General features: G+C 64.5%; 12 protein-coding genes. 7 read left to right on the top strand and 5 right to left on the bottom strand.

What is annotated here, in order from left to right; genetic code table 11:
* Nucleotides 1–108: 108 nt before the first annotated feature.
* Nucleotides 109–1,473 (top strand): DNA recombination protein RmuC, encoded by a 1,365-nt coding sequence (locus HU752_RS25585; protein ID WP_186685288.1) that lies wholly within the window; start codon nucleotides 109–111, stop codon nucleotides 1,471–1,473.
* Nucleotides 1,474–1,595: 122 nt separating this feature from the next.
* Here HU752_RS25585 and HU752_RS25580 read toward each other — a convergent pair whose 3' ends face one another.
* Together HU752_RS25580 and HU752_RS25575 are read right to left on the bottom strand one after the other, a co-directional pair.
* Nucleotides 1,596–5,066: a hybrid sensor histidine kinase/response regulator gene (locus tag HU752_RS25580; protein ID WP_186685237.1), complete on the bottom strand. Its 3,471-nt coding sequence runs from the start codon at nucleotides 5,064–5,066 to the stop codon at nucleotides 1,596–1,598.
* 121 nt (nucleotides 5,067–5,187) lie between these two features.
* The gene (locus HU752_RS25575) at nucleotides 5,188–5,736 is read right to left on the bottom strand and encodes a TetR/AcrR family transcriptional regulator (protein WP_186685239.1); all 549 of its coding nucleotides are present in this window, start codon (nucleotides 5,734–5,736) and stop codon (nucleotides 5,188–5,190) included.
* 91 nt (nucleotides 5,737–5,827) lie between these two features.
* Between HU752_RS25575 and HU752_RS25570 the strand changes: the two genes are divergently transcribed.
* Together HU752_RS25570 and HU752_RS25565 are read left to right on the top strand one after the other, a co-directional pair.
* On the top strand, nucleotides 5,828–7,024 hold the full coding sequence (locus HU752_RS25570) for an MFS transporter (RefSeq protein ID WP_186685241.1): 1,197 nt from the start codon (nucleotides 5,828–5,830) through the stop codon (nucleotides 7,022–7,024).
* 121 nt (nucleotides 7,025–7,145) lie between these two features.
* On the top strand, nucleotides 7,146–7,886 hold the full coding sequence (locus HU752_RS25565) for a hypothetical protein (RefSeq protein WP_186685243.1): 741 nt from the start codon (nucleotides 7,146–7,148) through the stop codon (nucleotides 7,884–7,886).
* 1 nt (nucleotide 7,887) lies between these two features.
* Here HU752_RS25565 and HU752_RS25560 read toward each other — a convergent pair whose 3' ends face one another.
* Nucleotides 7,888–8,844 carry a helix-turn-helix domain-containing protein gene (locus tag HU752_RS25560; RefSeq protein WP_186685245.1) on the bottom strand — a complete coding sequence of 319 codons (957 nt, stop codon included), beginning with the start codon at nucleotides 8,842–8,844 and terminating at the stop codon, nucleotides 7,888–7,890.
* A 122-nt stretch (nucleotides 8,845–8,966) separates the two neighbouring features.
* On the opposite strand from HU752_RS25560, the gene HU752_RS25555 reads away from it, so the two are divergent.
* The 4 genes from HU752_RS25555 to HU752_RS25540 all read left to right on the top strand — a co-directional run bounded on the left by HU752_RS25555 (nucleotide 8,967) and on the right by HU752_RS25540 (nucleotide 13,128).
* Nucleotides 8,967–9,593 carry a cysteine hydrolase family protein gene (locus HU752_RS25555; protein ID WP_186685247.1) on the top strand — a complete coding sequence of 209 codons (627 nt, stop codon included), beginning with the start codon at nucleotides 8,967–8,969 and terminating at the stop codon, nucleotides 9,591–9,593.
* Nucleotides 9,590–9,901 (top strand): cupin domain-containing protein, encoded by a 312-nt coding sequence (locus tag HU752_RS25550; RefSeq protein WP_186685254.1) that lies wholly within the window; start codon nucleotides 9,590–9,592, stop codon nucleotides 9,899–9,901. Before HU752_RS25555 ends, HU752_RS25550 begins: the two co-directional genes overlap by 4 nt.
* Before the next feature lie 104 nt (nucleotides 9,902–10,005).
* The gene (locus HU752_RS25545) at nucleotides 10,006–11,160 is read left to right on the top strand and encodes a TDT family transporter (RefSeq protein ID WP_186685256.1); all 1,155 of its coding nucleotides are present in this window, start codon (nucleotides 10,006–10,008) and stop codon (nucleotides 11,158–11,160) included.
* 90 nt (nucleotides 11,161–11,250) lie between these two features.
* A complete protein-coding gene (locus tag HU752_RS25540) occupies nucleotides 11,251–13,128 on the top strand; it encodes an MFS transporter (protein WP_186685258.1) in 1,878 nt (625 codons plus the stop codon).
* Nucleotides 13,129–13,260: 132 nt separating this feature from the next.
* Here the strand turns inward: HU752_RS25540 and sugE are convergent, their stop codons facing one another.
* Nucleotides 13,261–13,578, bottom strand: a complete 318-nt coding sequence (sugE, locus tag HU752_RS25535; protein ID WP_017902200.1) for a quaternary ammonium compound efflux SMR transporter SugE — start codon at nucleotides 13,576–13,578, stop codon at nucleotides 13,261–13,263.
* 117 nt (nucleotides 13,579–13,695) lie between these two features.
* Nucleotides 13,696–14,646, bottom strand: a complete 951-nt coding sequence (locus tag HU752_RS25530; RefSeq protein ID WP_186685260.1) for a bile acid:sodium symporter family protein — start codon at nucleotides 14,644–14,646, stop codon at nucleotides 13,696–13,698.
* Nucleotides 14,647–14,649: the final 3 nt, after the last annotated feature.

Raw genomic sequence — 14,649 nt, 5'->3', positions numbered from 1 at the left:
TTGGATCTGACCAGCCTGTTGCTGGGTTTGGCGGGGGCGGCGCTGCCCTTGTTGGCGCTTGCCTGGCAACTGCAGCGCCGGGCGGCTGCGGCACAGGCCGAGCTGGCCTTGCAGGATGAACGCCTGGCCAACGCGCAACTGGCCCAAGATGGGCTCAATGCCCAGCTGGACGCCTGTCGCGACGAGGTCAGCGACCTCGGCCAGGCCAATGCCGCCAAGCAGGCGGAGCTGGCGGCGTTGCGCCGTGAAGTCGACTTGTTGCAGATCGAGCGCGACAACGCCCGGGACGCGGCGCACGCCTGGAATCTCGAACGCAACGGCAAGGAAACCGAGCTGCGGCGTCTCGATGCACAAGTGGCTTCGTTGAATGCCGCCCTGCGTGAACAGCAGGAAGGGCACCAGAAGCGGCTCGAAGACCTGCAAGGCTCGCGTGACGAACTGCGGGCACAGTTCGCCGAAATGGCCGGGAAGATCTTCGATGAACGTGAGGCGCGTTTCGCGCAAAGCAGCCAGGAACGCCTGGGGCAATTGCTCGACCCATTGAAGGAACGTATCCAGTCCTTCGAAAAGCGCGTCGAGGAAAGCTACCAGGCCGAGGCTCGCGAGCGGTTTTCCCTGGGCAAGGAACTCGAGCGCCTGCAGCAGTTGAACCTGCGCCTGAGCGATGAAGCCACCAACCTGACCCAGGCACTCAAGGGGCAGAAAACCCAGGGCAACTGGGGCGAACTGATCCTGGAGCGGGTGCTTGAGCACGCCGGCCTGGAAAAGGGCCGCGAGTACCAGACCCAGGTCAGCCTCAAGGGCCCCGATGGCGAGCGCTTCCAGCCGGATGTGCTGATCCTGCTGCCGGGGGACAAGCAGGTGGTGGTGGACTCCAAGGTCAGCCTGACGGCCTATCAGCAGTATGTCGGTGCGGCCGACGAGGTGATCGGCCAGGCGGCGCTCAAGCAGCATGTGCTGTCGTTGCGCAATCATGTCAAAGGGTTGTCCGGCAAGGACTACAAGCGTCTTGAAGGCCTGCACAGCCTGGATTTCGTCCTGCTGTTCGTGCCGATCGAGGCGGCGTTCTCGGCGGCCTTGCAGGCGGAGCCGAACCTGTTCCAGGAAGCCTTCGACCGGCAGATCGTGATCGTCAGCCCGACCACCCTGCTCGCGACCCTGCGAGTGATCGACAGCCTGTGGAAACAGGAGCGCCAGAGCCAGAACGCCCGGGAAATCGCCGAGCGTGCCGGCTGGCTGTACGACAAGTTCGTGCTGTTCATCCAGGACCTGGATGAAGTGGGCAACCGCCTCCAGCAACTGGACAAGGCCTACGCGGCGGCGCGCAATAAACTGACGGAAGGTCGTGGCAACCTGATCAGTCGCAGTGAGCAGCTCAAGCTGCTGGGGGCTCGTGCGAGCAAGAGCCTGCCGACCGACCTGCTGGAGCGGGCGATGACCGATGCGGATGGCGTGGTCGAGCTGCCTGAGTAAACCTGCGGCGGTTTTTGGTGGCATCTTCGCGGATAAATCCTGCTCCCACAGTTTGTGTTGATCACAAGATTTGTGTTCAGCACGGTACCGTGGGAGCCGGATTTATCCGCGAACAGGCTCACTCAAAGTGTCAGGTGTCTGCTCAGTAGTGCTCTGAGCGCCGCCGGCTTGACCGGCTTGGCCAGGTAATCCAGGCCGACGCCATGGACCTGCGCGACGGTTTCCGGTCGGCCATCGGCGCTGATCACCACGCCCGGCAAGGGCTCGTTCAGGCGGGCGCGCAGCCAGGCCATCAGGTCGGTGCCGGTCTCGCCGTCATCCAGGTGATAGTCCACCAGCGCCAGTTGCGGGCGAATGCCTTTCTGTAGAAGGGCTTCGCACTCCTCGCGGTTGCGTGCGGTCCACACCTGGCAGCCCCAGCGGCTGAGCAGGCTGTGCATGCCGATCAGGATGCTGTCTTCGTTATCGATGCACAGCACCTGCGCGCCGCTCATGGGCTGCGCATTGGTTGCCGGGCTGGTGCTGCTTGCCGACAGCGACTTGCGGGCCAGCGGCACGCTGACGCTGAAGACGCTGCCACGGCCCGGCCAGGAACGTACCTGCAACTGGTGCCCGAGTACCCGGCACAGGCCGTCGGCGATCGCCAGGCCCAGTCCCAGGCCTTTTTCCGCGCGGGTCTGGTGGCTGTCCAGGCGCTTGAACTCCTCGAAGATCACCTGGCGCTTGTCCTCCGGAATCCCCGGGCCGCGATCCCAGACCTCCAGCAGCAACTGCTCGTCACGCCGGCGTATGCCCAGCAGCACCGGTCCCTTGGCGTAGCGGAAGGCGTTGGTCAGGAAGTTCTGCAGGATCCGTCGCAGCAGCTTGATATCGCTGTCGATCTGCAGGCGGCTGCCGCGTACCCGGAACTTGAGGCCCTGTTCCTGGGCCAGCAGCTTGAACTCCGCACCGAGGGTGTCGAACAGTTCGTTGACGGCGAATGGCTTCGCGTCCGGGGTGATCTTGCCGTTTTCCAGGCGCGAGATATCCAGCAGGTCGCTGATCAGGTCTTCGGCCGAGCGCAGCGAGCTGTCCAGGTGCTGCACCAGTTGCTGCGCCTCTGCCGACAGGCCTTCCTCCTGGTGTGACAGCGCTGCGGAAAACAGCCGGGCGGCATTCAGCGGCTGCATCAGGTCGTGGCTGACCGCGGCGAGAAAACGGGTCTTGGACTGGTTCGCCGATTCGGCATTGCCCTTGGCCTCGGTCAGCGCCAGGTTGAGCTGCGACAGTTCGTGGGTGCGCTCGGCGACTCGCTGTTCCAGGCTTTCGTTGGCTTCGGTCAGGGCCTGCTCGGCTTCGCGGAACGGCGTGATATCGGTGAAACTCATGACAAAGCCACCGCCCGGCATCGGGTTGCCGATCAGTTCGATCACCCGACCGTTGGGAAACAGCCGTTCGGACGTGTGCGCACGGCCCTGGCGCATCCAGTGCAGGCGTCGGGCGACATGCACCTCGGCCTCGCCCGGGCCGCAGAGGCCGCGCTCGGCGTTGTAGCGAATGATGTCGGCGATCGGCCGGCCGACGCTGATCAGTCCGTCCGGGTAGTTGAACAGTTCCAGGTAGCGACGGTTCCAGGCCACCAGTTTCAGCGACTGGTCGACCACGCTGATGCCCTGGGTGATGTTCTCGATCGCACCCTGCAGCAGCGCGCGGTTGAACTGCAGCACTTCGGAGGCTTCGTCGGCGATGCGTACGACATCCTCGAGCTGCATGTCCCGGCCCTCGATGGCCGCCTTGACCACCGCACGGGTCGATGAGGCGCCGAGCACACCGGCCAGCAGGCGCTCGGTGTGGGCGATCCACTCGCTGTCGGCGTTCTGGTTCGGGTTGAAGCCCTTGCCCTGGCGATAGGCGAAGCGGATGAAACTCTGGCGTGCCCGCTCCTCGCCGACGAAGCGGGCGGCGAGGGTCAGCAGGTCTTCGATCTGTACCGCGAGCATCGGGCGGGCGCCCGGGCGGACGCTGATTTCCTGGCCGATGAAGCGCCCGGCCTGCCAGTGTTCGGAGACGCGGGTGCGCGACAGTACCGAAACCCAGGCGAACAGCGTGAAGTTGCCGGCCAGCGACAGCACCACGCCCTGGGTCAGTGGCGAAATGGGCAGGTTCAGCGGGTTGCCGTGCAGCCAGGCGAGGCCAGGGAAGCTGTTCAGCGACCAGCCCAGGCTGTGGGCGGCGATCGGCAGGATCAGGGTGTAGAACCAGATGAAGGTACCGCCGGCGATCCCGGCGAATACCCCACGACGGTTGGCCTGTTTCCAGTACAGCGCACCGAGCATCGCCGGTGCCAGCTGGGTGACGGCGGCAAAGGCGATCTGGCCGATGGTCGCCAGGCTGGCAGTGGAGCCCAGCAGGCGATAGCTGACGTAGGCCAGCAGGAGGATGGCGACGATACTGACCCGGCGCACCGACAGCATCCAGTGGCGGAACACTTCGAACGGCCGCTCGGAGTTGGTGCGGCGCAGCAGCCAGGGCAGCAGCATGTCGTTGGACACCATGGTCGACAGCGCGACGCTGGCGACGATCACCATCCCGGTGGCCGCCGAGGCGCCGCCGATGAAGGCCAGCAGCGCCAGGGACGGATGGGCCTGGGCCAGCGGCAGGCTGATCACATAGGAGTCGCGCAGGACCTCGGCCGGCAGCATCATCCGTCCGGCCAGGGCAATGGGCACCACGAACAGCGCAGCGAGAATCAGGTAGGTGGGGAATACCCACTTGGCCAGTCGCAGGTCCTGGGGCTCGATGTTTTCCACCACGGTGACATGGAACTGCCGGGGCAGGCAGATGATCGCCATCATCGCCACGCCGGTCTGCACCACCATGGACGGCCAGTTGACCGTTTCCTTCCAGTACTCGGCCAGCAGTGCCGAAGTGCGCGCCTGGTCGAACAGGTCGTCGAACCCGTCGTAGACGCCGTAGGTGATGTAGGCGCCGACCGCGAGGAAGGCGAGCAGCTTGACCAGCGATTCGAAGGCGATCGCCAGCACCATGCCACGGTGGTGTTCGGTGGCGTCGAGGTTGCGGGTACCGAAGAGAATGGTGAACAGCGCCAGCACCAGCGAGACGATCAACGCCGTGTCCTGGGCCCGCACGCCCATGGCGTCGGCTCCGGCGCCGATCAGCAGGTTCACGCCGAGGACGATGGCCTTGAGCTGCAGGGCGATGTAGGGCAGCACCCCGACCAGGCAGATCAGTGCCACCACCACCGCCAGCGATTGCGACTTGCCGTAGCGGGCGGCGATGAAGTCGGCGATCGAAGTGATGTTCTCCTGCTTGCTGATCAGCACCATCTTCTGCAGGACCCAGGGCGCGAACACCAGCAACAGCACCGGTCCCAGGTAGATCGGCAGGAACGCCCAGAGCTGGTCGGCGGCCTGGCCGACCGCGCCGAAGAAGGTCCAGCTGGTGCAATAGACCGCCAGCGACAGGCTGTACACCCAGGCGCGCACCCGTGGTGGCAACGGCGCGCTGCGACGGTCGCCATAGAAGGCGATGGCGAACATGATGGCCATATAGGCCAGGGCGACGGCGGCGATCAGCCCGCTGGACAGCGACATGGAAACTCCCGGCAAAAGACATCCCGAGGACAGTCCGGCCCCCGGGACCACAGTCTCGCACGATGGCCGGGCGGCGTCAGTGTCGACCAAGGTCGCAGCGTGGCCTGGTGTCGCAGCCTGCTCAGGTGTCCAGGGCGATGTCGATCAGGCGGTGCAGTTCTTCGACGGTCAGGGGCGCGCTGGAGAACAGCACGCGAAACACCGTCGGGGCGACGATCAGGTTGATCAGGTGGTCGATGGTGGGCCGTGGCGAGTCAGCGTGCGGGTAGCGCTCGAGGATGATCCGCAACTGCCCGCCGAGGATTTCCACGCAGTGGCAGGGGATCGATGCGCTGTTCTGTACGTCGCGCATCATGTTGCGGCCTGGCTCCGAGCTGATCTCGTCCAGATACTGCTCGGCCCAGGCGCGCAGGTCGCCAAGCAGGCTGCCGGTGTCCAGCGGTGGACGGTCCGGCTGCATGCGGGCGAGCGCGACATCGGCCAGCAGCTCGGACAGGTCGCCCCAGCGTCGATAGATGGTCGAGGGAGTGACACCGGCCCGGCCGGCGATCTGGGGCACGGTGATGCTGGCGCGATCCTGTTCTTCGAGGAGCGTACGAACGGCCGCGTGAATCGATTCCTGGACCCGGGCGCTGCGGCCACCGGGGCGGATGCTTTCTTTTATCGCCATGGATAAAACCTTAACACAAAGAATTTGCTTTAAGCGAAAACCGGTAGCACACTGCGCAAAAGCAAAACTTTAGCTTTTGTGGAGCGTGCCCATGTCCAACCGTGCCGAAGTACCTGTTTCAAATCGTTCCGGCCTGGTTTTCCTGTCGCTGACCTTGCTGACCTTTCTCGCCGCCTCCAGCGCGCCGACGCCCTTGTACCACCTGTATCAGGAAGCGATCGGGTTTTCCGCCGCGACCCTGACGCTGATTTTCGGGGTGTATGCCCTGAGCCTGCTGGCGGCCCTGCTGACGGTCGGTTCGTTGTCCGACTACCTGGGGCGGCGGCCAGTGATCTTCAGTGCATTGCTGCTGGAAATCATCGCCATGGGGTTGTTCATCGCCGCCGACAGCATACCGCTGTTGATTGCCGCCCGGGTGCTGCAGGGCTTTGCCACCGGCATGGCCACCAGCGTGCTCGGTGCGGCGCTGCTGGACCGCGACAACCGCAAGGGGCCGTTGGTCAACAGCCTGGCACCGTTGCTCGGCATGGCTTGCGGTGCCCTGGGAGCGAGCCTGCTGGCGGAGTACTGCCCGCGGCCGACGCAATTGGTGTACGAACTGCTGTTCGCCCTGCTGGTGCTCCAGGCCCTGTATGTCTGGCGCCTGTCCGAGAGTGTCAGCACGCAGCCGGGAGCGCTGGCGTCGCTGCGTCCGGCCCTGCATGTGCCGGCACAGGCCCGGCGCGCCTTGTGGCTGTCTCTGCCGGTCGACGTCGCGGTGTGGATGGTGGGTGGCTTCTATTCGTCGCTGGCGCCGTCACTGGTTCGGGCGGTGACCGGTTCGACCTCGAACCTGATCGGCGGGGGCCTGGTGGCGATCCTGACCCTGAGCGGCGCCGCGGCGATTTTCAGCCTGCGCGAGCGGGCGGCGGACAAGGTCCTGCAATTGGGGGCGGGGCTGTTGGCGGTCGGTGTGGCACTGGTGCTGGTTGCCGTACAGGAGGCGAGCCTGTGGCTGTTCTTCGTTGGCACCTTGATCACCGGCAGTGGCTTCGGTGCCGGTTTCCTGGGCGCCCTGCGCAGTGTCGTGCCACTGGCGCTGCCCCATGAGCGGGCGGGCCTGATGTCGACGTTCTACGTGCTCAGCTACCTGGCCTTCTGCATGCCGGCCTTTCTCGCCGGGAGCCTCAGCCGTAGCCTGGGCCTGGTCGTCACCACGCAGGGGTACGGTGGCGTATTGATCCTGTTGTCGCTGGGCGCGTTGCTGGCGCTGCGTTTGCAGCGTCCGGCCAGGACCTGCGCCGCCTGATGACGAACGAGTAGGGGGCTGCCTTCGCAGGCGAGACAACCTGCGGGCGCAAATTGAAAGCGGCAAGGATGGCGAGCGCGCAGTCTTGGGCGGATCGCTGACCCGGTTTTCAAGGACGATCATGTCTACCCCCGCTACCCGGCCGTTCCCCCTGAACGCCGATCACCTTGCGCGCCAGCTCGCTGGCGCTGATCTGGCGCAAGCCTTCAACGTCGTTCTCGACATTGCCGCACAACCGCTGTCGCGCCAGGCTGTACTGCTCCTGGGGGCCGGTGTGTTGCCCGGTATCGCCCGGCAACTGCGGCATGTGCTGCCCTCGGCGACGATGCGTCCACGCGGTGCGGTACCGTTGGCCTATGCCCTGCATGCCTTGCGCGAGGCCATGTTGCTGGAGCCGGACCCCAGGCGACGGGTCCTGCTGGCCCATGAGTGCATCGACTGCCTGCTCGCCGGTCGGCGCACAAGCAGGATTGGCCTGCGCATCGCCATACTCCACGGCCTGGAGTCCATGGACCTGGTCGTGCAGGGGTTTATTGCATTGGTGGAGGTCTGCGCCTCGATTCTCAGGGATCGCGCGTTCATCATGGCGCGCCTGGGGATCACTGCCGGCTGGTTCGGCGGCGACACCGGCGTCGCGGCAAAGCTGGGTCGGCCTGCCTGCTATGGTTCGGGCGGGCATATCAGCCGTGCGCGGTTCGCGATCATGCGCAACCTGTTGCGGCGTGGCGACGATATCCGGCGCCCGGCGCCGGGGATGGAACCGGTGCTGGATGCCTCCTGGCTGCGCCGTGAGTATCAGTTGGAGCTTTACCGAAGCCTGCCTTGCACGACGCAGGCGACGACAGAAACGGCCACCCCCTGAATCAGCGTCCGATGAACTGCGCCCGATAGGCCGACGGCGAAATATGCAGCGACGCGTTGAAGTGCTGCCGCAACGACAGGGCACTGTTGAATCCGGACTCCACGGCGATCGCCTCGATGCTCCGGGTGCTGCCTTCCAGCAGGCGCTGGGCGTGGCTCAGGCGCTGCCCCAGCAGCCATTGGCCAATGGTGGTTCCGGTCATTTGCCGGAAATGCCGGGTCAGTGAGCGGCGGCTCATGGCTGCGCGCTCCGCCAGTTCATCCAGGGAATGGTTGCGCGTGAAGTGTTGCCCCAGCCATTGCAGCAGTTGGCCGATGCGATCCTGCTCGCCGGCCGTGGCGATCGGCCGCTCGATGAACTGGGCCTGCCCGCCGGAGCGATGGGGCGCGATCACCAGGCGGCGGGCCACCTTGTGCGTGATTTCGGCACCGCACAGTTGCTGCATCAGGTACAGGCAGCAATCGAGGCCCGCGGCGGTGCCGGCCGAAGTCAGCAGATGCCCGGATTCGGCGTACAGCACATCGGCGTCGAGCTGCACCTTCGGGTAGCGTCGGGCGAAGGCCGTGGCCCAGTTCCAATGGGTGGTGGCCTTGTGCCCGTCCAGCAGGCCGGCCTCGGCCAGGACGAAGGAACCCAGGCACAGGCCGACGATCCGCTTGCCGCGTGCATGTGCCTGGCGCAGGGCCTGGAGCAGGGCTTCGGGCGGTCGCTCCTCGGTATCGCGCCAGGACGGCATGATGATCACGTCAGCCTGCTCCAGCACTTCCAGGCCATGGTGCACCTGGATGTCGAAACCGGCGCAGGTGCTCAGCGGGCCAGGCTCGAAACCACAGACCTCGAGGGAAAAGCGCGGCATGTCGATGCCTTCGCGCTGCTCGGCGAACACCAGGGTCGGCACGGACAGGTGGAACGGGCTGATGCCGTTGAAGGCGATCACGGCGATCCGGAGGGTGGTCATCGAGGTGGCCTCAACGGTGAATGGGTTGGCCTGATCTTATCGAATATTGTCTTTCAGGCCACTTATGCGTTTTGTCCCGGCAGGCAATCATGGGCACCCGAACCCGCTACAGGTACAGAGCCATGTCCCAAGCCCCCCGTCGTGCGCTGATCGTGATCGATGTGCAGAATGAGTACGTCAGCGGCAACCTGCTGATCGAATACCCGCCGGTCAGTGAATCGCTGGCCAACATCGGCAGGGCCATCGACGCGGCGAATACCGCCGGTATTCCGGTGGTGGTCGTGCAGAACGACGCCCCGGCGACGTCGCCCCTGTTCGCCATCGGCTCGCCGGGCTGGGAGCTGCATCCGGTGGTTGCCTCGCGCCGGCATGCTCATCGGGTGAACAAGACCCTGCCCAGCGCCTTTGCCGATACCGATCTGGCCCAATGGCTGGTGCAGCACGAGATCGATACCCTGAGCGTGGTCGGCTACATGACCCACAACTGCAATGCCTCGACGATCTTCGAAGCCACCCACCGCGGCCTGTCGGTCGAATTTCTCGACGACGCCACCGGCTCGTTGCCCTACGCCAACGAAGCGGGGCGGGCCAGCGCCGAGGAAATCCATCGGGTGTTCAGCGTGGTGTTCCATACCCGATTCGCCGCCGTATCCAGTACCGCGCAGTGGCTGTCGGCGGTGGAGCAGGGCGTGGCCCTGTCGCGCTCTTCGATCCCGGCCTCCAACCAACAGGCGCTGCAACAGCCATGACGGTCATCCGCAGTCGCGACTTCACCGGTGACCGGCCCTGGGCGGCGCTGGACATTGCCCGGATGAACGGCATCAGTACCCGCCTGCACTGGACCGACCAGCCCTATGTCTGGCACGTCAATGACGGGCAGGAAGTATTTGTGGTGCTGGATGGCCAGGTGCGCATGCGTTACCGCCTGGAGGGGGTCGAGCAGGCGGTGCTGTTGGAAAGCGGCGATATCTTCTACGCCGGCATCGGCTGCGAGCATCTGGCCGAGCCGCAAGGTCCGGCGCGGGTGCTGGTGATCGAGAGCGAGGGTAGTATCTGACGTATATCTTTAAAATAGATAAGTTATAGAGAAAATACCCGTTATATAGATATTCGATTGGGTTCTATGATGGCTGCAACCTCACCGGAGGACAGGAGCCAACCATGCAAACCTGCACCAACAGCGTCAAACCCGGGCTGCGGCCACTGAGCCATTTGCAGCACCCTCTCGAAGCCATTCGCCAGTTCACTCCCAACTGGTTCGCCGCGACCATGGGCACGGGGGTCCTGGCCCTGGCGCTGGCACAACTGCCGGTCGCGGTGCCGGGCCTGCGTGCCGTGGCCGAGGGCCTGTGGCTGTTCAACATCCTGCTGTTCAGCGTGTTCAGCCTGCTCTACGGCGCACGCTGGGTGTTGTTCTTCGATGAGGCACGGCGGATTTTCGGTCATTCCACCGTCTCGATGTTCTTCGGCACCATTCCCATGGGACTGGCGACCATCATCAATGGCTTCCTGGTGTTCGGCATACCGCATTGGGGCGATCACGCGGTGCGCATCGCCGAAACCTTGTGGTGGCTCGATGTAGCGATGTCCCTGGCCTGTGGTGTGCTGATTCCCTACATGATGTTCACGCGCCAGGCACACAGCATCGACCAGATGACCGCCGTCTGGCTGCTGCCGGTGGTCGCGGCCGAAGTGGCGGCTGCCAGCGGTGCGCTGCTGGCCCCGCACCTGGCGGACAATGGCATGCAGTTCAAGGTGCTGGTTACCAGCTACGTGCTCTGGGCTTTCTCGGTGCCCGTGGCGTTCAGCATCCTCGCCATCCTGCTGTTGCGCATGGCGCTGCACAAGCTGCCCCATGAAAACATGGCCGCGTCGAGCTGGCTGGCCCTGGGGCCGATCGGTACCGGTGCCTTGGGCATGCTGTTGCTGGGGGCGGACTCGCCGGCGGTATTGGCCGCCAACGGGCTGCCGGGTATCGGCGAGATCGCCAATGGACTGGGGCTGGTCGCCGGGATCATCCTCTGGGGCTTCGGCCTTTGGTGGATGCTGATGGCGGTGCTGATCACCCTGCGTTACCTGCGCAGCGGCATTCCGTTCAATCTTGGCTGGTGGGGGTTCACCTTCCCCCTGGGGGTCTATTCGTTGACCACATTAAAACTGGGCAGTGTGCTGCACCTGGGCTTTTTCAACGGCTTTGGCCTGTTGCTGGTCGGGTTGCTCACGGTCCTGTGGCTGATCATCGGCACCCGCACACTGCGCGGGGCCTACCGGGGAGAGCTGTTCGTTTCGCCCTGTATCGCAGGAATCGAGAAATAAATTCTCAGGATTAGGTAATGTTGTGGCCTGGAGCGGTGATCCGCATTCCAATAAGAAAGCCGCTCTCGGCGCCACTCAGGACCATGGAAGATGAGTCACCCCTCACAGTTCAGTCTGTTGCGCACACGGCGTTTCCTGCCGTTCTTCGTGACCCAGTCGCTTGGGGCGTTCAACGACAACGTGTTCAAGCAGTCGCTGATCCTCGCCATTCTCTACAAGCTGAGCATCGACGGTGAGCGTGGCATCTGGGTCAACCTCTGCGCCTTGCTGTTTATCCTGCCGTTCTTCCTGTTCTCGGCCCTGGCCGGGCAGTTTGGCGAGAAGTTCGCCAAGGACTCGCTGATCCGTGTGATCAAGCTCGCCGAGATCGCCATCATGGCGATCGGCGCGGTGGGGTTCGTGTTCGATCACCTGTCGCTGATGCTGGTGACGCTGTTCGCCATGGGCACCCACTCGGCGCTGTTCGGGCCGGTGAAGTATTCGATCCTGCCCCAGGCGCTGCGCGAGGATGAACTGGTGGGTGGCAACGGCCTGGTGGAGATGGGCACCTTCCTGGCGATCCTGGCCGGGACCATCAGCGCCGGCGTCATGATGTCTTCGGCGCACTACGCGACGATCGTCTCTGCCGCCATCGTGCTGGTGGCGGTACTCGGCTACCTGGCCAGCCGTGGCATCCCGCGGGCCGCCGCCGCCAGTCCGGAACTGCGGCTGGACTGGAACATCTTCAGCCAGTCCTGGGCCACCCTGCGCCTGGGCCTGGGGCAAACTCCGGCGGTGTCGCGCTCGATCGTCGGCAACTCGTGGTTCTGGTTCGTCGGGGCGATCTACCTGACCCAGATTCCCGCCTATGCCAAGGAGTGGATGTACGGTGATGAAAGCGTGGTGACGCTGATTCTCACCGTATTCTCGGTGGGTATCGCCGCTGGCTCCATGCTCTGCGAACGCCTGTCCGGGCGCAAGGTGGAGATCGGCCTGGTGCCGTTCGGCTCGTTCGGCCTGACGCTGTTCGGCCTGCTGCTGTGGTGGCATTCGGGTAATCTGCCACAGAACGTCCAGGCCAACGACTGGTTGGCCCTGCTGCACCACAGCCAGGCCTGGTGGGTGCTGCTCGACATTCTGGGCCTGGGGATCTTCGGCGGTTTCTACATCGTGCCGCTGTACGCGCTGATTCAGTCGCGCACCGCCGAAAACGAGCGGGCCCGGGTGATTGCCGCGAACAACATTCTCAACGCGCTGTTCATGGTGGTGTCGGCGATCGTGTCGATCCTGCTGCTGAGCGTGGCGAAACTGTCGATTCCGGAGCTGTTCCTGGTGGTGTCGCTGATGAACATCGCGGTCAACACCTACATCTTCAAGATCGTCCCCGAGTTCAGCATGCGCTTCATGATCTGGCTGCTCAGCCATTCCATGTACCGGGTCGAGCACCGCAACCTCGAGCTGATCCCCGATGAGGGGCCGGCGCTGCTGGTATGCAACCACGTGTCGTTCGTCGACGCGCTGTTGATCGGCGGCGCGGTGCGGCGGCCGATCCGTTTCGTCATGTACTACAAGATCTACCGGCTACCGGTGCTCAACTTCATTTTCCGTACCGCCGGCGCGATCCCGATTGCCGGGCGGGGTGAGGACCTGGAGATCTACGAGCAGGCCTTCCGCAAGATCGCCGAGTACCTCAGGGACGGTGAGCTGGTGTGTATCTTCCCCGAGGGCAAGTTGACCGGCGATGGCGAAATCAACGAGTTCAAGGGCGGCATGACCCGCGTGCTGGAGGAAACCCCGGTACCGGTGATCCCGCTGGCGCTGCAGGGACTGTGGGGCAGTTTCTTCAGTCGCGATCCGCAGAAGGGCTTCTTGCGCCGTCTGTGGTCGCGGGTGACGCTGCTTGCCGGGCCGGCCGTGGCTGCCGACGTAGCGTTGCCGTCGCGGCTACGCGAGCAGGTGTTGCAGTTGCGTGGGATGGAGCGCCGCTAGAAGGCGCCCCTTTTGGGGAGAGTGCACAAACTTGGCTGTTTGCGCAAATCTGTGGGAGCCGGCTTGCTGGCTCCCACAATGACCGAGTCGTGTCAGGCCCAGGTATGGGGGCAATCAGACAATCCACTTCAGTCAGGAGGCGGAGACCTTCAGGCCGATCAACCCGGCGATGATCAGGGCCACGCTCGCCAGTCGGACCAGGGCCATGGACTCGCCGAACAGGATGATCCCGGCAATGACCGTTCCCACCGCGCCGACACCGGTCCACACCGCATAGGCGGTACCCAGTGGCAGTTCCTTCACGGCAAGGCCGAGCAGGCCGATGCTGACGGCCATGGCGGCGACGGTCAGTACGGTAGGGAGTGGGCGGCTGAAGCCATCGGTGTATTTCAGGCCAACGGCCCAGCCGATTTCAAACAGACCGGCGCAGAACAGAATGATCCAGGACATGTGAACCTCCATCGGTGGATGGGGCCGTCCCCGGATTGATTGCTCGAACGAGCCGCAGGGTCGTCCCTGCCGTGCGCATTATCGTGCACATTATCCCTCCGGGGAGCAAGCTTTCGCTCAATCGGCCGCCTTGCGCTCCTGGTCGTCGGTCATCTTGCGGAACCAGGTCGAGAGCAGTGCGCCGGAAATGTTGTGCCAGACGCTGAACAGCGCACTCGGCACCGCCGCCAATGGCGAGAAGTGCGCGCTGGCCAGTGCCGCCCCCAGCCCTGAATTCTGCATGCCGACTTCCAGGGCCAGCGATTTGCGCTGGGCCAGCGGAAGCTTGAACAGGCGCCCGGTGAAGTAGCCGAGCAGGTAGCCGAAGCTGTTGTGCAGCATCACCACCGCCATGATCAGCAGGCCCGACTCGGCGATTTTCGCCTGGCTGGCGGCAACCACTGCCGCGACGATGATCACGATGCTGACCACCGACACCAGCGGCAGCACCTCGACCGCATGGCGGACCCGCTCACCCAGCAGGCGCTGGGCAACCACGCCGAGCACGATCGGCAGCAGCACCACCTGCAGGATCGACCAGAACAGGTCGGCGAACGAGACCGGCAACCAGGCCGAGGCCAGCAGCCAGATCAGCGCCGGAGTCAGCAGCGGGGCGAGCAGGGTGGTGACGGCGGCGATGGCCACCGACAGCGCCAGGTCGCCGCGAGCCAGCCAGGTCATCACGTTGGAGGCGGTACCGCTTGGGCAGCAGCCGACCAGGATCACTCCGACGGCGATTTCCGCCGGCAAGTGAAAGATCCGGCACAGCAACCAGGCCACGCCGGGCATGATCACGAAGTGGGCGACCACGCCGAGGGCCACGCGCCAGGGATGGCGCGCGACTTCGGCGAAGTCTTCGAGTTTCAGGGTCAGGCCCATGCCGAACATCACCAGACCGAGCAACGGCACGATGGCGACTTTCAGGCTGAGGAACCAGCCGGGCAGCAGGAACGCCAGCACGGCGAAAATCAGTACCCAGTAGGCGAAGGTGTTACCGACAAAACGACTCAATGCCGCCAGTGCACGCATGGC

Origin of the sequence: Pseudomonas vanderleydeniana, from assembly GCF_014268755.2 — a bacterium.
Lineage (GTDB): Bacteria > Pseudomonadota > Gammaproteobacteria > Pseudomonadales > Pseudomonadaceae > Aquipseudomonas > Aquipseudomonas vanderleydeniana.
The sequence above is the reverse complement of the archived record's forward strand: the minus strand, read 5'-3'. Positions and strand labels throughout refer to the sequence as shown.